General features: G+C 47.2%; 13 protein-coding genes. 11 read left to right on the top strand and 2 right to left on the bottom strand.

Going from position 1 to position 22896, the window contains the following annotated elements:
• Positions 1-14: 14 nt before the first annotated feature.
• The 9 genes from L5L98_RS14315 to L5L98_RS14275 all read left to right on the top strand — a co-directional run bounded on the left by L5L98_RS14315 (position 15) and on the right by L5L98_RS14275 (position 17754).
• The gene (locus L5L98_RS14315; protein ID WP_028760024.1) at positions 15-1940 is read left to right on the top strand and encodes a transglycosylase SLT domain-containing protein; all 1926 of its coding nucleotides are present in this window, start codon (positions 15-17) and stop codon (positions 1938-1940) included.
• Between the two features lie 239 nt (positions 1941-2179).
• Positions 2180-2884 carry an EAL domain-containing protein gene (locus L5L98_RS14310; protein ID WP_113939636.1) on the top strand — a complete coding sequence of 235 codons (705 nt, stop codon included), beginning with the start codon at positions 2180-2182 and terminating at the stop codon, positions 2882-2884.
• Positions 2885-3069: 185 nt separating this feature from the next.
• A complete protein-coding gene (locus tag L5L98_RS14305) occupies positions 3070-3981 on the top strand; it encodes an AAA family ATPase (RefSeq protein ID WP_028760026.1) in 912 nt (303 codons plus the stop codon).
• 71 nt (positions 3982-4052) lie between these two features.
• Positions 4053-5159 carry a DUF58 domain-containing protein gene (locus L5L98_RS14300; protein ID WP_263141887.1) on the top strand — a complete coding sequence of 369 codons (1107 nt, stop codon included), beginning with the start codon at positions 4053-4055 and terminating at the stop codon, positions 5157-5159.
• A complete protein-coding gene (locus L5L98_RS14295; protein ID WP_263141885.1) occupies positions 5156-7315 on the top strand; it encodes a DUF3488 and DUF4129 domain-containing transglutaminase family protein in 2160 nt (719 codons plus the stop codon). The genes L5L98_RS14300 and L5L98_RS14295 overlap by 4 nt, the downstream gene beginning before the upstream one ends.
• Before the next feature lie 155 nt (positions 7316-7470).
• The gene (gene recC, locus L5L98_RS14290; protein ID WP_263141883.1) at positions 7471-11268 is read left to right on the top strand and encodes an exodeoxyribonuclease V subunit gamma; all 3798 of its coding nucleotides are present in this window, start codon (positions 7471-7473) and stop codon (positions 11266-11268) included.
• Complete coding sequence (gene recB / locus L5L98_RS14285; RefSeq protein ID WP_263141880.1) at positions 11265-15053, top strand: exodeoxyribonuclease V subunit beta; 3789 nt, start codon at positions 11265-11267, stop codon at positions 15051-15053. The genes recC and recB overlap by 4 nt, the downstream gene beginning before the upstream one ends.
• Positions 15050-17263 carry an exodeoxyribonuclease V subunit alpha gene (gene recD, locus L5L98_RS14280; protein WP_263141878.1) on the top strand — a complete coding sequence of 738 codons (2214 nt, stop codon included), beginning with the start codon at positions 15050-15052 and terminating at the stop codon, positions 17261-17263. The genes recB and recD overlap by 4 nt, the downstream gene beginning before the upstream one ends.
• A 95-nt stretch (positions 17264-17358) precedes the next feature.
• Positions 17359-17754: a hypothetical protein gene (locus L5L98_RS14275; protein WP_217363085.1), complete on the top strand. Its 396-nt coding sequence runs from the start codon at positions 17359-17361 to the stop codon at positions 17752-17754.
• 168 nt (positions 17755-17922) lie between these two features.
• On the opposite strand, the gene L5L98_RS14270 is transcribed toward L5L98_RS14275, so the two are convergent.
• On the bottom strand, positions 17923-18393 hold the full coding sequence (locus L5L98_RS14270; RefSeq protein ID WP_105252433.1) for a GNAT family N-acetyltransferase: 471 nt from the start codon (positions 18391-18393) through the stop codon (positions 17923-17925).
• A 321-nt stretch (positions 18394-18714) separates the two neighbouring features.
• Between L5L98_RS14270 and L5L98_RS14265 the strand changes: the two genes are divergently transcribed.
• Together L5L98_RS14265 and tnpA are read left to right on the top strand one after the other, a co-directional pair.
• Positions 18715-19728, top strand: coding sequence for a D-alanine--D-alanine ligase (locus L5L98_RS14265; protein ID WP_263141874.1), 1014 nt, complete (start codon positions 18715-18717; stop codon positions 19726-19728).
• Positions 19729-19937: 209 nt separating this feature from the next.
• Positions 19938-20375, top strand: a complete 438-nt coding sequence (gene tnpA / locus L5L98_RS14260; RefSeq protein ID WP_263141871.1) for an IS200/IS605 family transposase — start codon at positions 19938-19940, stop codon at positions 20373-20375.
• Positions 20376-20566: 191 nt separating this feature from the next.
• Here tnpA and L5L98_RS14255 read toward each other — a convergent pair whose 3' ends face one another.
• Positions 20567-22831, bottom strand: a complete 2265-nt coding sequence (locus L5L98_RS14255; RefSeq protein ID WP_263141869.1) for an EAL domain-containing protein — start codon at positions 22829-22831, stop codon at positions 20567-20569.
• Between the last annotated feature and the right edge of the window lie 65 nt (positions 22832-22896).

Genomic DNA, 22896 nt, shown 5'->3' with positions numbered 1-22896 from the left:
GAGGCAAACGCTCCATGTGCAAAGCAGTTATAAATGTGGTTATATCCAGTGCAATATTGCTCGCAGGCGCATTGAATGCCCCTGCCGCACTTGCGTTAACGTCAACGCAGAAAACCTTTCTTGAGGCCGAAAAAGCCCTGAAGAAGCAAGATTATGCAACCTATAAACCCCTACGGGCAAAACTAGGTAATTATCCGCTCGCGATTTATTTAGATCATGATATCGACATAGGTGCTCTTAATGCCTTACAGGGTTATGCAGCTAAAGCCTTGATTGAAAAATATGAAACCACACCCATGTACAATAGGTTACGGTCTAAATATTTAAACAATGCTGGTAGCCAAAAACGCTGGAATGATTATCTTGCGATCACCCCAGAAGCGCCTACCGACATCCGCCTGCAGTGTTATTACTATGAGGCGAAACTCGCCAAGGGCGATCTAAAAACGGCTTATGCGGCCGCACAATCACTTTGGGTATTTGGGGGTTCGCGACCAAAGGAATGTGATCCTCTTTTCAACACATGGACCAAAGCGGGCAAACGCACACAAGATGTCGTATGGGCGCGAATGATGCTGAGTTTCGAGGCTGGCGAAACGAGTTTACTGAGTTTTTTATCCCAAAAAATCACCACCCATAGTAACGAAGCTAAGCGTTTAGTCGCCGTCTATAAAGATCCCAATAGCCTGCGCCATACCGAAAAGTTTAAAGATAAAAATCCCATTGTCGGTGACATTGTTGCCGCAGGATTAAAACGCCTTGCCCGTAAGGATCTCGACCAAGCCATTAATTTGTATGAACGGTATCAAAAGGCCCATCGTTTTACCCCAGAACAAGCGCAGCAGCTGGATAAATACCTTGTTCGCCGCATTTTAATTGAACAAGATGATAACTATAAAAACTATGTCGACAATGTGCTCACTGAGCTGAAAAATGACGACCTATTTGAGCGCCGTTTAAGATGGGCTATCCGCGATCACGACATGCGCAGTATTGCCCGTTACTTGAACCTACTCCAACCAGAAACCTTAGCAAAGGAACGTTGGCAATACTGGCTTTATCGCACCAATGCCAAAGAAGCGCCTGAAAGCGCCATAAAAGCGCTCGCGACAATCAGTAATGAACGTAATTTTTACGGTTTTGCTGCTGCGCAGTTCTTAAATAAACCGGTATCACTCAATCAAAGCCCTGAGCCTGTTGTTGATGCCAATAGCCAAAAGTTAACCGATGATCTGGGTTTTGTGCGCGTGCAAGAGTTAATGGCGCTCGACCGTTATTTTGATGCTCGCTATGAATGGATGTCGCTACTAAAACGCAGTGACAATACGATGCGAGCACGCTATGGACGCTATGCCCATGAACAGGGCTGGTACGATTTTGGTGTTGAAGCCAGTATTCAAGGTAAGTTGTGGGATGATATTCCCCTACGCTTCCCTATGGCACACCAAGCCGGTTTTGAGCACGCCAGCAAAAAGCATAGGGTTAACATCGATGAGATCCGTGCGATTAGCCGCCGCGAAAGTGCATTCTATCTTTATGCGACCTCGGGCGTAGGTGCCCGTGGCCTAATGCAAATTATGCCTGCCACGGCCAAAGCTACCGCCAAAAAACACGGGGCCAGATATAGCGATCCAAAGGATCTCTACAGCGCAGAGCTTAACCTCAATCTTGGTAGCGCTTACTATGCCCAGCTGTTGAAAGAGTTTAACCAAAACCGCATCCTCGCCACGGCGGCCTATAACGCGGGTCCCTCTCGCGTGCGTCGCTGGTTATCAAACTCAGATGGCAAACTCGATGCCATGGGCTTTATCGAGGCCATTCCCTTTACTGAAACCCGTGAATATGTTCAAGCCGTCCTCAGCTATCGATTGATTTATGAGGCGCAAAAGCAAAAAGCACAGCCATTATTCAGTGAAGCTGAGCTTAAGTTTGCTTACTAACTCGTGACATGAAAAGGAACTCGATACTCAGCTGCATCGAGTTCCTACTTTTCAGCATACCCTAGGGTAACGCTCATGCTTTAACCACCAAAAATTCTAAATGATATTCTCTAAATTCAAATAATTAGCAAAGCGAATAATTATTCAGCAATCACGCCGTTTTATCGAAAACTTGTTTGCACTGAAGGGCGTTAAATGCGAATAATTAGTATTAAAGCATTAAGAATCCCATTACACCCATGATTAACCTTAGTTCGTTAACCCTTAGCTGCGAATACCAACCCTTTGTCAATCCTCATACTTTAGCCATCGACGGCTATGAAGCCTTAGCGCGTTTTTACTTGCCTAATGGTGATGCGGTTGCACCTAATATTGTGTTCGAGCAGTTGCATGAATCCACAGAAATACTCGCTGCAGTTGAATATCAAGCCAAGGCATTTCAACTCATCCATGCGCCGAGTCAGCAGCGAATTTTTATCAATGTTGATCCCCACGCCGTCGATGGACCACATACCGCCAAGCTCATTCGTTTGCTGTCCCACTATGAACGAGTCACGGTCGAGATCATCGAAAACACCTGCATTAACGATGCCCAGCTAGCCAGTCAATTATTCACTCAATTTAAACAAGCTAAGATACATGTGGCGCTGGATGATATTGGTGCGCCCCACTCCATGCTCAGTGTCGATCTGATGATGAATGTGGATTATCTTAAGTTTGACCGCCATTGGTTAACACACATAACACACCCCGAGGGAGCCCAATTATTAATTGCATTGGTCAACTTTGCCAAAAAGACCCACAAACAGTGCATTTTAGAAGGCATAGAAACTGAAGCTCACTTAGCCTTTGCGCGGGATATCGGTGTCGACTTTGTCCAAGGCTTTTTGTTTAAATCCTGGTTTATTCGCCCCACCAGCAGCCAAGCACTGTGCCTTACGTAAGATCAGGCTAAAACGGTTTACATTCGCGCCACCAGCCCACTCAAGACCAAACCTAATGCTGTCGAGTAATTGATTTAGCACTAGAAATGCCACTGGATATACGGGCGATGATCCGCCATAGTGATAACGCACATCAGCTTGCAAATACACCTTAAGCACACTTCCAAATGTATTAGGAGTCGCCCGTGGCACAATCTGGGATCAGCGAATTACTACAACAACTCGAACAAGTATTGCTGGGCAAGCCTAGGCAAATTCGTCTCGCTTTAGCCTGTATTCTCGCCCGTGGGCACCTGTTGATTGAAGACTTACCCGGCATGGGTAAAACCAGTATTTCCCATGGTATAGCCCAAAGCTTAGGTTTGAGCTATCAGCGGATCCAATTCACCAGTGACATGCTGCCCGCTGATATTCTCGGGGTGTCGATTTTTGATAAACATCAAGCACAATTTATCTTTCATCCTGGACCGATTTTCAAACAGATGATTTTGGCAGATGAAATTAATCGCGCCAGCCCTAAGACACAAAGCGCTTTACTCGAAGCGATGGCCGAACAACAAATTTCCGTCGATGGCATCACCCACAGATTGCCCAATCCTTTCTTTGTGATCGCGACTCAAAATCCCACCGATCAATCCGGTACATTTTCGCTACCAGAATCGCAGCTCGACAGATTTATGATGCGTCTGTCTATTGGTTATCCTAGCCACGATGCTGAACTCGCTATGCTTAAGAGCAATCATAACCACTTAACCTTAGATCAATTGCCCCAATGCCTGACACCGATGGCCTTAATGCAACTACAAGAGCAGTGCGACAAGGTCAGCGCTTCCGATGCCTTACTCAATTATATTCTAGCCTTAGTGAGTTTTTCCCGTAGCCAAAGTGACAGCGTGGGGTTATCACCGCGTGCCACCAAAGCGCTATTACAAGCGGCTAAGGCATGGGCCTTTTTAGAAGGTCGACATTATTTAGTCCCCGAAGATGTGCAAGCGGTATTTTGTTGTGTAGCGGAGCATAGACTCAGAACCAGTAGCCAATTACAGGGTGAAGCCCTATCTGAGCGAATTCTCGCCAGTGTTAACCCTATTATGTAGCAAGATACTGTAATGAGAAGATATCGCTAAAGTATGCAGTTAACGCATTAAACTAAGGAAATAACTCAGAAGTGAAACGACTGATACTCCCGACTTTCATTCCGACGTTAGTCCCGATTTGGCAACGTTGGTTAGCAAGACGCTTGCCACCGAGTCCCGAAATAACCTTAAGCCATAGCAGCATTTTTATTCTGCCGAGCGGTTTTGGGTTAGTTTGGCTCGGTCTGGTTTTACTTTTATATCTATTCGGCACTAACTATCAAAATAACTTAGTCATTGGCCTCAGCATCTTACTCCTAAGCCTTTTTAATACCTGCATTCTCTACAGTTACAAAAATCTGGCTGGCTTACATTTACGGGCCACGGCGCCGCCCGAAGTCTATGCGGGCGAAACCTTAACCTTTCCCGTCCTCATCAGCACTCACCATAGTGGCCATAACATACAACTTAACTATCCGAATAATCGCACTTATACGGTGCAGAACCTTGGTACAGATGAACAACAAGCGCTCGTGCCCTTTGAGTATCATCAGCGGGGTCAAGTGTCACCGGGTCGGCTCAAAATTGAATCCTTCTATCCCTTAGGGCTTTGCCGCGCATGGTCCCATGTGGATTTAGCCATTAGTCACTTAGTCTTTGCCCAGCCGATTGAAGCGCCGCTACAGCTTGAGGCTGATCATACTCAGTCTGAGCAAGATCCCCTGTTACTCGCGGGTAAACATGTATCGGGGATTGATGAGTTTAAAGGCCTTAAACCCCATGTGCTCGGCGAATCCCTCAAGCAAGTGGCATGGAAACAATGGGCACAGGGTCGCGGCATGCTGACTAAAGAATTCCAGCAGCCTCAAGGTGATCCCGTCTGGTTAAGGCTCAGACCCGATGCCAAACGCCTCGAAACCCAATTGGGTCAGTTAAGCTGGCAAGTCAATAAACTCACGCAACTTGAGCAGTATTTTGGCTTACATCTGCAAAACCCAATGGGAGACGATGTCCTGATCGCGCCCGCGATAGGCAATCACCATAGGATCGCCTGTCAAAAAGCCATTGCCTTATATCCACAATTAGCGCCTTCAACGGCGAAGCCCCCATATCAGTCATCAGCCGCTAATCAGCCACAAAAAACGAATCAAGCTCCCCGCAAGCAGCATCATATCCCTACTTTGAGGGAGCAAGTATGAAGTTAACGGCCAATAGCACTACACCGCAAATCGGCGACAATATTAGCCGCCAGACACTTTTTTGGTTATTGATCACCAATATTGCGGTATTAAGCCCACTATTTGATAAAACCACGCCTTGGACCTTAGGCATTTGCGCTATCTGTTTGCTGTGGCGTGTGGGGATTTATGTCGGCAAAGTGGCAAAACCACCGCGTTTTTTGGTGACCAGTCTTGCGATCGGCGCCGCAACCACACTGGCACTCGTCTCAAAGGAAATAGGCTTACTCAATGCGCTAGTGAATCTGCTGCTGTTAGGTTATGCCTTAAAATACATTGAAATGCGTAATCAAAGGGATGTGCGTGTTGTCGTCCTCGCGGGCTATTTTATTATCGCGCTGACCTTTATCGACCATCAATCCCTGCTTAATACCGCGCACTTGTTCGTGGTGACACTGATCAATACCTGCGTACTCGTGACTTTGTATCAAGATAAGCAATCCTTAAAACACACGGCTTGGCAAGGTGGCAAATTTTTACTCCAGAGCCTTCCTCTCGCGCTGCTGTTATTTTTAGTGTTACCGCGTCTTGCACCGCTCTGGTTAGTGCCCAACATGAAAGAAGCCCAAACGGGCTTGTCCGATAGCCTGGCGATTGGTGATATAGGTAAGCTTACCCGTTCGACTGAACTTGCCTTTAGGGCGAGTTTTACCAATGCAAAGCCCATTAATGCCGAGTTATATTGGCGCGCCCTCGTGATGGAGAACTATGATGGTGTCACTTGGCGCCAAGACGCGGGGATTAAACAGTTGCAAAAAGATGCGCTGCTGTTTCCTCCCTCGCGGCCCAGCCCAGCATTGATGGTCAATAATCCTGATCCCATGAGCAATAGTCCTGCTTCGATAAGCAGCGAAGATCAAGAGATGGCATCAAGTGCGCAAGATAAGCATAGTATTCGTTATCAAGTGATTGCTGAGCCGAGCCACCAGCCGTGGTTATTTGGTCTCGATGTGGCCTACAGCCAAGATGATAGCGTGGTCAATATGCCCGACTATCGACTGTTAGCGCTGCGCAATGTCGATCAGCGAATGAGTTATCAAGTGGAGTCTTGGCCTAAGGCTAAAATGGATCTCAGGCTATCGGCGCGGCAAAGACAGATTAACCTCGAACTGCCGAGCCAAAGTAATCCACGCACTTTAACGTTAGCTGAGCAGTTTAAGACTCAGTATCCCGCGCCTAAGCTACGACTATGGGCCATGATGGGCCACTTTAATACCGAGCCTTTTTTCTACACTCTCACGCCGCCTCCCCTTGGGCCACAGCAAGTGGATGATTTCTTATTTGAAAACAAAGCCGGTTTTTGTGTGCACTATGCCGCTGCCTTCATTTTTATGGCGCGGGCCACAGGCTTACCCGCGCGTATGGTCACAGGCTATCAGGGCGGTGAATTTAATCCGCAAGCGGGTTACTACAGTGTGTATCAATATATGGCCCACGCATGGGCAGAAGTCTGGCTTGAAGATGAAGGTTGGGTGCGTTTCGACCCCACCGCTATGGTGGCGCCCAATCGTATCGAGCAAGGATTCGACGCCCAGTTTGATCCCGAGCAGAGTTACCTGCAGGAAAGCCCTTTTAGTAGCTTACGATTTAAATCAATGCCTTGGCTCAATGAGTTAAGACAACATTTTGCCAGCATAGATTATTACTGGAGCGTGTGGGTACTGGGTTTTAACCAAGAGAAGCAGAATCAAGTGCTCAGTGGCATTTTAGGCGATGTGACTCACACTAAAATCGCGGTCTTTATGGGGCTCTGTATCAGCCTTATCGTGCTCTATATTGCCTACAGTGCGGGCTTATTACATTTTAGAGTTCAAGGCGATCCTATTAGCACTCGTTATCAACAGCTCTGTAATCGTCTCGCACACCATGGCATTAAGCGCAAAGACAGTGATGGACCAAATCAATTTGCGCAGCAGATTATTGAGCAATACCAACACAGTGCACCAAAGCTTTGCACGCTGTTCCAAACCTTGACCCAAAGTTATGTAGCGCTGAAGTACCAAGATTTACCGGCTAAAGACTATCAAGCGCATTTAACCGCATTTAAAGCGGCGGCGAAGCAACTCAACTGGTTATTGCTCAGAGCCAAAGTGAAAGATAAGTTCAATCTAGCCTAGCATTTGTAAACTGAACATTAGCCGGCCAAGTTTCATCGATTCAAGGCTCAGTAAACACCTAAAATTGCGAGTTAATTCCACAGAAGCAGCAATAGTGTTGAATCTTATAAATCAAACACATAGAATTGTTTTATTGTCACCATGCCGAGTTGCACATGCTAAAGTTAATCCAGTCCAATCAGATGGAAGTGCTCTGCGCCCATTTAGCCGCTTACCTGACCCAACCCCTTGCTTTTGCACGTCTACTGAGTAACGAGCATATTCTGGTACAGAGTCCCGGCATGTCGACTTGGCTACGCCTCGAAATCGCCAAACAGAATGGAATTGCTACCGCACTAGAATTCCCGCTGCCATCGAGCTTTACCTGGCAGTTGTGCCATGACTTATTGCCCAATGTGCCTAAGGATAACGCCTTCACTAAGGCGGCGATGACGTGGAAGCTGATGCAACTCTTGCCGCGCATGTTGCAAGATGACGCCTTTGGGCCATTGAGACACTATCTAAGTCATCAGCAATCCAGCACAAATGCCGCCGACACGAGTGAACAGCAAAACACCCGTGATATGACGGCTGACGATATTAAGCTGTACCAACTCTGTGGCCGGATTGCCGATATCTTCGACCAATACTTAGTGTATCGCCCCGATTGGATTTTAGCGTGGGAGCAAAACGAGCATCCCGAATCACTCACCAAGCCGCTGAATGAAGACCAACGCTGGCAACCCATTTTATGGCGCGCACTGATTGCCTTTAATCGTGATGAGCTTAATCAAAGCCATTACCACAGGGCCAACCTGCACAGTGACTTAATTGCAGCGCTGAATCATCCCGACACGTCACTCGCCAAATTGCCACAACGCTTATTTGTGTTTGGCATTTCCTCAATGGCGCCGCAAACCCTTGAAGTGCTTTACCATCTAGCAAGTCGTATCGATGTGATCGTACTAGGCTTAAGCCCGTGTCAGCACTATTGGGGCGACATTGTTGATCCCCGTAATCGGGCTCGCATGGCGGTGCAATATGCGGGTAAACGCCAATTAGCCGAGCTGTGGGAAGATAAACTCGAAGTAGGCAATCCGCTGCTTGCCAATAACGGCAAGATGGGCCGTGAATTACTCGATATGCTGCTTGAGCTCCCCGCCGAACACTGCGACTTTGGCGACGATGTGTATTGTGAACCCTGTGACGATCCCAACTCGCCACACAGTCATGCCAGCATGCTCCACGGCGTGCAATACGATATTTTAGAGATGCAAACCTTAGACAGAGTACTAGGGCCTGATGCCGAGCTGTACCAAAATGTCGAGAACAGACGCCTGCTTAAGCGCGACGATGAATCCATTCGAGTCAAGAGTTGTCACAGCCCACTGCGGGAAGTCGAAACACTGCACGATCACTTGCTTGAGTTACTCAGCAATAATGTCGACCTGACACCCAAAGACATAGTGGTCATGATGCCCGATGTCGCCGCCTACGCACCCTATATCGATGCCGTCTTCTCGGCGAAGCAAGGCCTGCATTACATTCCCTACGCCATTGCCGATCGCGGCGCAGCGCAGGAATCACCGCTCATCAATAGCTTTTTAAATTTACTTGGAATTAATCAAAGTCGTTTTGGTCTGACCGACATTTTGAGCATACTCGAAGTGCCCGCCATTTTGCGCCGTTTCCAGCTCGATGACGATGAATTGCAACTGATCCGCCGCTGGTTAGATGAAGCGGGCGTGCGCTGGGGCCGCGATGAACAAAGCCGCCTTAAACAAGGTGTGCCAGCGTTTGAGCAAAACTCGTGGGCCTTTGGTATTAAAAGGCTGATTTTAGGTTACGCCTTGAGTGACGATGCGCCGCTCTACCAAGACCATCTTGTCGTCACTGGCATCGAAGGCCAATCGGCGCAGGCGTTAGGTAAGCTACTCAATTTTATTGAAGTACTCGATGAAACGGCGCAAATACTCGCCCTGCCGCAAGTGGGCGCCCTGCGTTTAGCGGAATTAACTGAGCTACTAGATGCCTTCTACGACACCGATGAAGACGAACGCGAACAATTACAGGAAATCCGCGATGCCATTGCCGCCCTAGAGCAAGAGTTACTATCGGCGGGCAGGCCATTAGATACCTCACCGTTAGCTTTTTCTTTAGATATAAGCCCGTTAGCGCCGCTAGCCCAAGGGAACATAAGCGGACTTAGCCTCAGTATCGAAGTGCTGCAGCAGTGGTTTAATCAACGCTTAACCGAATCTCGGGTCGGCCAGCGTTATCTTGCGGGAAGCGTGAACTTTTGCACCTTGATGCCGATGCGCTCGATTCCTTTTAAGGTTGTGTGTTTACTCGGCATGAACGATGGGGTTTATCCTAGGGTTCAACATCCCGTCGGCTTTGATTTAATGGCGCATTTCGGTGCCCGTAAAGGCGATCGCTCCCGCCGCCTCGATGACAGATATTTGTTTTTAGAAGCCTTATTGTCGGCGCGGGAACAACTGTATATCAGCTATATTGGCCGCAGCGAACGGGATAACTCTGAGCGTATCGCCTCTATGCTCGTCTCTGAACTGATTGAATATTGTCAGCTGTGCTATCTACCTGAAACGCTATTGGCTCAATCGCAAAACGCTTCAAGCCCCATAGACCCAGAGGATGCCGAAAAAGCCCTCTATAACGCAATTGTCAGCCACCAGCCGCTGCAACCCTTTGATCCCAAGTTGTATCAAGCCACAGTAAAAAATGATGACAAAGATGGCTCAAACATAAGCCAACATAACTCAGGCATAGGCCAAAGTTACAGCCTGCAATGGTGTCCGCCCAATGCGGACGCTGCGGGCACACATGCGGGCCGCTTTATCGGCGCGCAAACTCGCATCATGCTCGACGCGGATGAACAAGACTCAGTGCCCGATACAGAGGCACAGCCAGCTTCTGAGCACGAACAACAGCAAAGTAAGCAAGTGGATGTGTCAGCCCTGATCCGTTTCTTTCGAAATCCAGCGCAGTACTTCTTCAACCGAACGTTAAAAGTCGATCTCAGCCTTAATATTCAGGCCAATGATAATGACGAGCCCTTTAGCTTGAATGCCCTAGAGCGTTATATGTTACAGGCCCAGTTACTCGATGATGCCATAGACCAAGGCCTAACTGAGCCCGATATTGAGCTGATTAAACGCCTCAAAGCCAGTGGCACTTTGCCCATGCAGCCCTTCGATGATTTACTACTGCGCCAATATCAGCATGATATTAAGCCTTTGATTGGCAGAACTTTGTTCCTCAAGGGAGAACAAGCCAGCAGCCATGCGGATATTAAACTCGTGTTTGACTTGCCCATCACGGCGGGTAAATCCCAACAAGTGTTACTGCAAGGTCGTATCGATGACATCAGCCCTAAGGGGTTAGTGAATTACCGTCCTGGTAGCGCACACGGTCGCGATGTGCTGAGGTTGTACCTTCGCCACCTGTGTTTAATGGCAATGGGCCACACACATGCAAGCTATCTACTCGACATGGGGCATTTCCACGCCTTAGCGCCAATCACTGCTGAGCGCGCCCATGCGTTACTGGCCGATTTGTTAGTGTTGTTTTATCAAGGCCAGCAACACCCACTGTGTTTTATGCCGCGCACATCACTGGCCTACGTCAGCTGCGAGGGTGAGCACGATGAGCGTTTGCAGCAAGCGTTACCTGAATGGCTGGATGAGCAGAGTCAATTAGGCGAAGGGAACGAACCCCATTACCAGCGATTATTCAGTTTCCCGCAGGAGTTCTCTGAGGATAGCTTTGGCGCATTAGCCGAGCGTATCTATCGCCCTATGGTGAGTTTATATCTCAAAGACACGCTGGCTCAGCTTGAGGAATTTGCGCTCAACGATGGTATGAGCCAAGGCCCTGCTAATGAACACGCGACTGACACACAAGCTCTCGCACCACATTTGAACCGCGATAGCGCACAGGGAGAGCAAGCATGAGTGAACAGATGCCGTTGAACACACAAGCCTTACATTCAGCACCACAAGCGCTTGATCCTCTCACTCTGCCCTTTGGCGGTAGTCGTCTTATTGAGGCCAGCGCTGGCACAGGTAAAACCTACACGATTTCAGGTCTTTACTTACGCTTATTGCTTGGTGATGGCATTCCTGCGCCGCTCACCTGCGAACAAATTCTCGTGGTTACCTTCACCAATGCGGCCACCGAAGAGCTAAGAGATCGTATTCGCCGCCGTATTCAAGTCGCCTTTAAGTGCTTCTTAGGGCTAACGATTGCCGATCCCTTTGTGCAGGCGCTGTATGACAACACCCCAGAGAGTGATCGCGCCATTGCCCTGAGGCGATTCGATCTCGCCCTTAAATCCCTCGACGAAGCGGCGATTTTTACCATTCACGGTTTCTGTCAGCGAATTTTATCGGATCTCGCCTTTGAGTCTTCCTTGCTGTTCGAATCGGACTTTACCTTGGACGACAGCGAATTTTTGCACCATGCCGTGCGGGATTTTTGGCGTGAGGCCTGTTATCCGCTGCCCGATTACTTAGCGCAAATCATTGCCAAGGAATTTGGCGAGCCCGATGGGTTAGTCAAACAGTTGCGACCGCTCCTTGGCGCCAGTCAAGCAAAGCCTTTGAAACCCGCGCTTAAGTTTGATGCCTTAGCCCTGTCACTACGCCAAAGTTTAGAGCGCTTTAAATTAGCTTGGCCAAGGGGACGCGATGGCTTATTGGCATTGCTACACAGTTTGCCGCTGAATGGCACCCGCTTTGGCAAAGCAACGGATAAGTACCCCAAGCTCGCCGCCATGTTCGATGCGCTGGATAACTGGCTCGCCTTCGGTCATGGGTTACCGCCGCTGAAAGAGTTAGAAGCCTTATCGTTGTCTGAGTTAAAACTCAACAAGGGCGGCGTGATCCCAAGTGTGAGTGAAGCGCCGCTAATGGATCATATGGAGCAACTCGCCACATTGATTGCCGCCATTAAACCAGCATTTTTATATAGTGCGAAACTCGGCATAAGCGAGCGATTTGCCCAGCAAAAACAACAAAAAAATGTGCTGACCCCAGATGACTTACTCACGACATTAGCGAGCGCGTTAAACGCCAATAATGAAACCTTGCCCAAAGCCGTGGCAACACGTTTTCCCGTCGCGCTTATTGATGAATTCCAAGATACCGATCCGCTGCAATTTGCGATCTTCTCTGGTATCTACCAAGACCGTTACTCGTTTGAGCAGCAAGGCAAAAACGATACTGAAAATAAGCTCAGCCTATTGATGATTGGCGATCCTAAGCAAGCCATTTATGCCTTTCGCGGCGCCGATATCCATACCTATATTGAGGCCCGTCATCATACGCAGGCCCACTATCATCTGGATACCAACTACCGCTCAAGCGCAAACATGGTCGCTGGGGTCAACCATCTGTTTAGCCAGCATCACGATCCTTTTATCAGTCAATCGATCCCCTTTGATAGCGTGAAAACGCCCAGCAGTGCTAAAGGGAAAATCCTCACTGAAAAAACCGCAAACCCCGCCGCCTTAAGATTAAGACTCTTAAGTGAAAGCGCAGAAAACGGCCTCAACAAAACCACGGCAAGACACTTGCTCGCCGAAGATGCGGCGGCACAAATTACCCGTTTACTGACAGATGCAGCCAATGGTGAGTGCCACAGCCCGAAAGGGCCTTTGATCGCTAAAGACATCGCTATCCTAGTGCGGGATCGCAACGAAGCGGCAGTGATGAAAACCGCATTAAGTAAACGCCACATAGGCGCGGTGTTTTTAAGTCGCGACAGTGTGTTCGATACCCTTGAAGCGCGGGAAATGGCGTTAATTTTGCGCTCTCTAGCGAACCCAAAAGATGAACGGGCACTGCGCAGCGCCCTAGCCACGGCATTATTAGGTTATAACGCCGAGCAAATCCATGCCTTTAACCAAGATGAAGAGCACAGACAGCTATTATTAGAGCAGTTTTTTAACTTGCACCAAGTGTGGCAGAAACGCGGCATCATGCCTGCGCTACTCAGCCTTGCCAATAGCACTAAACTGATTGACCGTTTACTGCACACCGCCAGTGCAGAGGTAGATACTCAAGAGCAAGATGCCACAAACGGCGAGCGCCGCCTGACGGATTTTCGCCACCTTGCCGAGCTATTACAACAAAAAGCCACCGAACTTGATGGTATTAGCGCCCTGCTCAATTGGTATGAACAGCAACTGATTGATAACACAGGCACCGATGAACAGCAGCTGCGTCTTGAAAGCGAGCAGAATCTGGTGCAAATTGTGACTATCCATAAGAGTAAGGGCCTTGAGTATCCCGTGTGTTTTGTGCCCTTTGTTAGCCTAGCCCGTGACAATCGCCGCCGCCCGACGCCTATGCTGTACCACAGAACCAACGATGCAGGTGAGCAAGAACTCGTATGGGATATCGAAGGCACGGATGAGGGTTGGGAGCGCGCAAAACAAGAAACCTTGGCCGAAGACTTGCGCCTTTTGTATGTGGCGCTCACCCGCCCTGTGTATTTGTGTTACTTGTATATCGCCAACCACAGTCGTCAGCTTAAAAATGGTCTTAAAAGTCAGCTGCATGAAACCGCTATCGGCTATCTATTGGGCATAGGCGACTCAGAATGTGACTTTGCCCGTATCTGCAATGCTGCACAGCAGCTCGCCCAAGATGTGGAAGCCATAAGTCTTGATAAGGTGCCCGATGACATAGACGAGCGGCCATTGCCCTCAAGCCAAGACATAGCGCAAATACTGAGCGCGAAAACCTTAACCCGCCAATACAGCACGCCGTGGCGAGTCGGCAGTTATTCAGGTCTCGTTAAAAATACCAGCCATGGTAAAGCCGCGCCGGGTGCCGACGATGAAATATTAGGTACGCTTGAATATACGGCTGCGCAAACACTCTCTATTCCTAATGAGGCAAGTCATGATCTGCAGGATGACATGCTCAATCGCTTTAACTTTGAGCGCGGCGCCAATGCCGGTAGCTTTATGCATTTAGTGTTAGAAGAGATTGATTTTACGCAGGCAGAAATCGACTTACCGCTGCAATTGCCTAAAGCCATGTTGCAATACGGTATCGCGCCCGAATGGCAAACAGTATTACATACTTGGTATTTGGATGTGCTGCATGCACCGCTCTGCGCGATGCCGCACGCCTTAGAGTCGCAGGTCACGGGGCATGTAAGCGCCGTCAAACCTGCTCATCCAGATCTGTGCTTAGCCAAGTTATCGCCGCAGAATACCTTAGTCGAAATGGAGTTTTATTTACCCTTAAGCGAACTTAAAGATACTGAGCTCAATGCGCTACTGCAGCAGTTTGGCTATGAGTCGACACTTAAGTTTGATGATCTCAAGGGCATGCTCAAAGGCTTTATCGATTTAACCTTTGAATACCAAGGTCAATATTATATCGCCGACTATAAGTCGAATCATTTAGGCGACAACATCAATGCCTATCATCAGAGCGCACTGCAAAGCGCAATAACCGATCATAGGTACGATTTGCAGTACATTCTCTATTCATTGGCGCTACACAGGTATTTGAGTTTACGCCTGCCAAGTTATGACTACGACAGCCACGTCGGCGGTTGTTATTACTTGTTCTTACGGGGAATGTCGGCTCAATATCCCGGCTATGGTATTTATTACGACAAGCCGCCGAAGGCACTTATTCTCGCGCTAGATTCACTTTTTAATGACAATTTATTTCACAGCAGATTGGCTGGTGCAATCGATACAGGAGTCACGGCATGATGCGCTCAACCCAAGGGCTAAATGCACATTCACTCACAGCGGCGAAATGGATAGATCATGGCGCAATTCAGCTTGCAGCGCCGCTGCCAGAGCTGTTAAAACAGTGGGAGCAAGAACGACTGCTCACACCGCTCGATCGGCATTTCGCACTCGAAATGAGTCTCTTACATCCAAGCGACAGCCAACAGCCCTTGTTTATTTTACTGTGTGCGCTATTAAGCCAGCAATTATCTTCACAGCACAGCTGCCTAGTGCTCGCCCATATCGTGCCACTAAATCCCATGGCCGAGCAAAATAGCCATTGTAAAATCACCTTAAGCCTCGAAGCGCTCACAGAGACTTTGCAAACCTTTGATGCCGTTGGCCAAGCGGGCAGTAACAAACCGCTTGTTTTTGATAATGGCAGACTCTATTTACAACGTTATCATCAATTTGAAACCTCAGTCGCCACCTCATTAATCCGCTTGTCCGGAAGCATATCTAGGCAATTATCTGAAGAAGCAAACCACCAAGAGCAACCGCAAATCGCTAAGTTGAGGTCACTGCTAGATCAACTGTTCCCTGCCAATGTGCTCGCGCCCCATGCACTCACTACCAATGTACTAACTAACAGTGAAGACACAGCACCCATTGATTGGCAAAAGGTCGCCACGGCCACTGCGCTAGGTAAAAAACTGTCGGTGATCACTGGCGGCCCAGGTACGGGTAAAACCACCACTGTAACTAAACTTTTGTTATTGCTACAAATGGAATCACAGCAGGAAATCCGTTTAGTCGCGCCAACGGGAAAAGCGGCGGCTCGCTTAAGCGAATCAATCAAAGCCTCAAAAGCGCGTCTGGCGAAGGAACTCAGCGCCCATGCTAATGTTATTGATGAAGCTCGCAATAGAAATAGCCAAGACTTTTTAACGGCTCTGGGCCGCATTCCAGAGGAGGCATCAACCTTACACAGACTTCTTGGGGTGATCCCCAATTCGCCGCACTTTCGCCACCACCAAGGTAATCCGCTTAGGCTCGACCTATTGATTGTCGACGAAGCCTCTATGGTCGATTTGCCCATGATGTATAAACTGCTCAGCGCACTGCCTGAGCACGCCAGTTTGATTTTACTCGGCGATCAAGACCAACTCGCCTCGGTTGAGGCTGGCGCTGTGCTCGCCGATATTTGTGCGGGCCTTAAAATACCAATAGATCCCAATAACCTTGCTCAGAACAACATAGCGTCAAGCAGCCCTGCTCTGTGGCAAATGCGCTATTCCAAGGAACAAGCCGAGCGTCTGAGTGCTTTAACGGGTTTTGAGTTAACACCCTATATCAGCAATGCCCCTAAACTTGGCGATAGCTTATGTATGCTAATGCACAGCCACAGATTTAAAGGCGATGCAGGGATTGGACTGCTCGCCAGTGCCGTCAATCGTGCTGATCTTCAAGGTATTTTGCAGGTATGGCAACAGGGACCTGCAGAATTGAGCTGGTTAGAACACAGTATGATCGTAAGCCAAACCCAAGCCAAAGTAAGCGAGCCTGCTAATAATGTGGGACTCAATTTACTGCTGGAGCAAGCCTGCCAGCAATATGGCGCTTATCTCGGTGCCTTGAATAGCCATGCAAGTAACAATGATGCAAGTAATAGTGATGTAGGCACACGTCCAAGCACAGCTGACATCATTGAACGCTTTAACCAGTACCGTATTCTATGTGCTATGCGCTCGGGCGATTATGGGGTTGAAGGCATCAATCAGTATGTGACTCAAGCACTGGCCAATGCCAAGCTGATTAAACCACTACAGGAGTTTTATCTGGGTCGGCCGATTATCATCCAAAGCAATGACTATAACTTAGGCCTGTTTAACGGTGATATCGGATTGATTTTGCAGGATGAAGATAAACCCGAACGTTTAATGGCGCACTTTATCAAGGCCGATGGCAGCCTGTTAAAAGTCTTGCCAGCCCGTTTGCCCAGCCATGAAACCTGTTATGCCATGACAGTACACAAAAGCCAAGGCAGCGAATTTAGCCGTGTGGCCTTAGTATTGCCGCCGAGCCCCAGCCTAGCCCAATGGCAACTGCTGACCAAAGAATTGGTCTACACAGCCATCACCCGCGCTAAAGTCCACTTTACCTGCTTAGGCACCCAGCACGTATTCGAGCGGGCCAGTAGCCAAGCAACCCAACGCGCATCGGGTCTTGCCGACCGCCTTTGGGGGTGAATGAAGCTTTGTGGTCAATGGGAAACACTTTAGGAACTACATTTTAAGATATGACTTTTAGATTTACTCTAACCATGAAACTAAGGATTTAAACATTGATTAAAAAGGACATTATTACACTTAAGGATCTACAAGCCGTTATTGCCTTGTTTGACGCCATAGCACCAGATGCCGCTTTACCTAAGCGTTATTATGAAAAAACCCGCTATATCCAGTGGTCAGAATTTAAAGACATGCAGGTATATGCACTCGACTTTGAGCCCTATTTAACGATTAGCCAGCGTTGTAATATGACGTATTTTGGCATACATCAAAGTACGCGACGTTTATACCTAGCACACTGTAATGATGCTGGCCACGCACCGCGCTGGGAAGCGAGACCAGTGACCTTAGCGCAACTGATGGATGTCGAGTTAATGGTGAATTTACATAAAAACCATGCCTATAACTTAGGGCTAAACATCTGTTTTGATCTGAACTATTTACTCTGATCTTTTGTATTAATGTACAAATTCGGATGACTGAATATCGGTGGTGGGCCAAGCAATATCAATTGCTAAAATCAATCAATTTGAAATTATCAATGTCACCCGCAACGTTTTTCCGGTACCCGAAGGCACAAGGACAACGGATCTGATTATGCTCGCTCGAGCCAAGAATTAGCCGTTTGGTTCGCTCAACACTAAGCTGTAGCGAAAAGATGTTTTGGTAAACCCTATACTTTCATAGTATTGCTGTGTGGCAATGCGCTGCATCGATGTAGTGAGTTCGAGTAACTGGCAATTCTCTTGCTTTCCCCTTTCTTTCGCAAAGGCGATCAACTGAGAGCCAACGCCCTGACCCCGCATGTCGGCATCCACCACAATTGCGGTTATACGACAGATACGACTCAAGGCGGGGAAATAATCAAAGAACATTAAGGCCATCACAGCGACAACTTGTAGGTCACCCTGCGCATTATGTTGCTCATACACTAGTAATTCATCACTGCGGCGCAAAGAGTCATGCTGATATTGGCTTAACGTCTGGGCTAAAGCGGCATGGGGCAAAGAATAACCGAGTTGCTCAAGTAATACCTGCACACTATCTGTATCCTGTAAGCGGGCTAACCGAATGTTTTTATTCACCATGAGATACCATGCTGTAATCTGCCTAAAGTCAATGTCACTCGTACTGGGTTGCACAGTTTAGATGACGGTGACGAAGCAATAGTCCAACGACATTGCCATCTCACGCCACAAAAATCAAAATAAACCCGACAAAGGCACAAGCCCATATTTGCAATGCGATGTAATGCGTTAAAATTCACCACTTAATAGCCATCAGTCAGCAAAACCTTGCACTCATAGGGGCAAGAAAACTAAGATGACAGCGGCTGTACTATAGGATGATATTCGTATTGCCACAGGCCGATGTCATCCGATTTTGCTCACTTTGAGGAATCACTCACAATGTCTAAGATCAACCTGCTTTTGCTGTGCGGCGGCGGAAGTGCCGAACACGATATTTCACTCATGTCGGCCAATTATTTTGAAACCTCACTGGCAAAATCCGAGCAGTTTTGTGTATTGCGTGTCGAACTGGATAAATTTGGTCAATACCGCACCGCTGCGGGTGATGATTGTGAACTGACCAATAGCCGCGAAATTCGCTTCCGCGATGAGAGCAAAGCCCCATGGCCGGTCGATTACGTCATTCCCTGCATTCATGGCTATCCCGGCGAAACAGGTGACATTCAATCCTATTTTAACCTGATCCAACTGCCCTATTTCGGCTGTGAATCCGAAGCGAGCAGTAACTGCTTTAATAAGATCACCGCTAAAATGTGGTTCTCGGCCTTAGGTATTCCGAATACCCCGTATATTTTCCTAAACCAATTCGATGATGCAGCAATAGAGCAAACCCAAGCCGCATTAACACTATGGGGATCCATCTTCGTCAAAGCGGCCTCACAGGGTTCCTCAGTTGGTTGTTATAAAGTCGATGACAGCGATAAAGTCGCTGGCGTGCTTAAAGATGCTTTCGGCTATGCGCCCTATGTTATCGTTGAAAAAACCATTAAAGCCCGTGAGCTAGAAGTCGCAGTATACGAGTACAACGGTGAAGTGGTGGCGACAGTACCAGGTGAAATCATCTGTGATACCAACACCTTCTACACCTTCGATGAGAAATACGCCAAAAATAGTAAAGCACGCACCGATGTGGTGGCACAGAATGTGTCAGCTGAGATCAGTGAACAAATCCGCGCCTATGCAATCAAGGCATTTAAAGGTATGAAATTGCGTCACCTGTCGCGCATCGACTTTTTCTTAACCGCGGACAATGAAATTTTACTAAATGAAATCAATACCTTCCCAGGTTCTACGCCGATTTCTATGTTCCCCAAAATGCTGCAAAATCACGGTCATGACTTTACTGAATACTTGAGTCTAGTGATTAACAGCCAGATAACCGCTAAATCTTAGCGCTCGCCACCTGACTCAATGTGAACGCAGAGACTCAGTGCAACACCTGTTTTCAGTAATAAAAAGAGCGCCTCGGCGCTCTTTTTATTTATTGTCATCCCAAAACCACCGCCTCTGGCGGTGGTGATTGTTCCTTGAGGCTATAGCCTGAATTACGCCCATGCTAAAAGAGACTTCTTATTCACCACAAGTAAGAGGAAACGAAAAGCATGGGCGATTATAGAAGTTCATCACATGTTTATTGGCGTTGCAAATATCATATTGTTTGGACTCCGAAGTACCGTTTTAAAATATTAAAAGGAAACCTTGGTAAGGAGTTATACAGGTCAATTTATATCCTTTGCAATATGAAGGGTTGTGAGGTTTTAGAATTAAACGTTCAGATAGACCACGTTCACTTGGTAGTCATAATCCCGCTGAAGCTGTCAGTATCAACGCTGATGGGAGTATTGAAAGGAAGAAGTGCGATAAGGCTATTCAATAAATTCCCTCATGTACGTAAAAAGCTATGGGGCAATAGCTTTTGGGCCAGAGGTTATTTTGTAGATACAGTAGGTGTTAATGAAGAAATCATTAGACGATATGTGCGCCATCAAGATAAACAAGATCAGGAAGATGAGGCTCAATTGTCGTTGCAGATGATGTAGGTTCTTGGAATAGCCCCTTCCAGGGGCAAGTCAAAGCCGCCTTCTAAGAAGGCGGATTCTTTACTATGTTTCAATGTGTTATATCTAAAACTTGAATTATTACCTTACATCTAAACCCAATATTAAAATCAGACTGTCACTGATTAAGCCGCCCTCACATCTAGGTCAAACATCAAGGTCAAACATCAAGGTCAAACGTCAAAACCCTTATGCAGCTCAGCTTGCTTTGCCAACAGGGCAAAGAATGCAGCTTTGGGCATAGGCTTATAAAATAAATAGCCTTGAATTTCTTGAATATGATTCGCCATTACAAATTTAAGCTGGGACTCAGTTTCTACCCCTTCTGCCGTCACAGTTAAATCTAACGCATGGCTTAAACGCACTATGGCCTCCACCAACGCTTCGTGACGTTTGCCTTCATCTAATCTGTCGATAAAGCTCTTATCGATTTTAATTTGATCGATAGGGAAATTAGCTAAATAAGATAGAGATGAGTAACCCGTCCCAAAATCATCTAAGGAAATTTTAATCCCTTTAACTCGCAAACTATTAAGTACATCAATAAGATACGTATGTTGCTTCATCAATAAAGATTCAGTGATCTCAAGGGTTAATCTGTCATAGGGGAAATCTGTCACCTCAAGTTGCTCAGTAATCGCAGCAAAGGACTCCACAAAGGCATCTTGTAGTTCATGGGACCAAAACTCAAAGGTCGAGACATTCACGGATAAATTAATGGGCCAATTTCGCTCCTGCATCTCTAAAATAGTCTGCATAGCACCAAGGCGAACATCTCGACCAATATCAACGATTAAACCACTGTTTTCAGCGATGGGAATAAATTCATCGGGTGGAATAAACGTTCCCTCATGCTGCCAGCGCAGCAGCACTTCAGCACGGACAATCAGGCCAGTGGTCGCATTGACTATAGGTTGGTAATAAAGCTCGAAGGTATGCTGATCTAATGCCTGCTTAAGCTGATTATGAAGGCTAGCAACACGCTCGGCATTTAGCTGCATTTGTTCAGTAAAAAAATGATATCGATTACGACCATTTGCCTTAGAAATATACATGGCCTGATCGGCACAATTTAACAACTGTTCAAGATCGAGGGCATCTTCAGGAAAACGTGCAATCCCTATACTTACCGAGCTATAAACACCTTTTCCATCGGCTAGCACATAATGTTTTGCCACATTTTTGTTAATTGTATCTGCAATTTGTGCCAATTCTTTCTGGTTAACAACCCCAGGTAATAGCAAGGCAAACTCATCCCCTCCTAAGCGTGCAAACACCATAGTGTCATCGACACACTCGCTGATCTGTTTAACCACTTGCACTAACAGTGCATCACCTTTGTCATGGCCATGGGTGTCGTTGACTTGCTTAAAGTTATCTAAATCCATCAACATAAAACTAAAGCCGGGTGTCAAACTATCGGAGGTAATTAACGCCTGGATCTGCTTGAATAACGCATTGCGGTTAGCAAGTCCCGTAAGAGAGTCATTATTGGCCTGATACTTAATCAGCTGCGCCGCTTTCTTACGTTCACTAATGTCTGAAAATAGCCATGCAAAACAGGGTTGCTGACCATTGGACTCTCGGAAGGTCGTGACGATAAGGTCAAGATAAAACTCCTCACCATTTCCCCTAAGACCCACCAACTCACCCTGCCACATTCTGTCCTGAGCTAAATGCTCAAATAACCCCACTAATTCATTAGATTGGGATGATGCTAAAAAAATCTTAGGATGAAAGTTAGCGATATCAGTATCTTGAGGGATAACTATATGTCTGAAAGCAGGATTAGCATAGAGAACTGCATCGTCAGAATTGGAAATAACCAGAGCAAGGGGTAACCGGTCAAAAATTTTCACAGCTAAATGCTGAAATTCCATTGCACGACTGCGTTCAATGGCTAAACTCGCCAGTCTTGCCGCCTCTGAAATGAGTCCTAAATCCTGCTCTGTTGGGGACTTTATCGTATCATAGTACATGGCAAATGTGCCTAGCACTTTACCGTGAGTATTTTTGATAGGTTCTGACCAGCAAGATTTAAGACCTGCACGTAATGGCAGTTCTTTATAATTAACCCAGTAAGGATGTTGGGCGATATCTTCAACGATGACACGCTGCGCATAATAGGCAGCCGTGCCACAAGAACCCACATTGGGGCCAATTTCGACACCATTAATGGCTTGATTGTAACTGTCGGGTAAATTGGGGGCGGCACCTAATAACAGACGTTTACCGTCAGCACTGAGCAGTAACACAGACCCTCTGGTTCCTACTTTTTGAGCTTCGATTTTTAAGACTAAGGCGTGCAAGATTTCATGTAGCGGTGCGCCATTGAGCAGCATAGAAAGAATACTGCTATAACAAGCTATGCTGACATTGTGGGCGAGTTTAACGTCTGCATGATCGAGCAGATCTGGAAGGTTAACGCCGTACGCCATAATTTCCTTAAGAGCAAAGTTGCAATATAAATACTGATTAACAATGTTAAATATTTATAACTTAT

The organism is Shewanella sp. SM23, assembly GCF_025654295.1.
Taxonomy (GTDB): Bacteria; Pseudomonadota; Gammaproteobacteria; order Enterobacterales; family Shewanellaceae; genus Shewanella; species Shewanella oncorhynchi.
The sequence above is the reverse complement of the archived record's forward strand: the minus strand, read 5'-3'. Positions and strand labels throughout refer to the sequence as shown.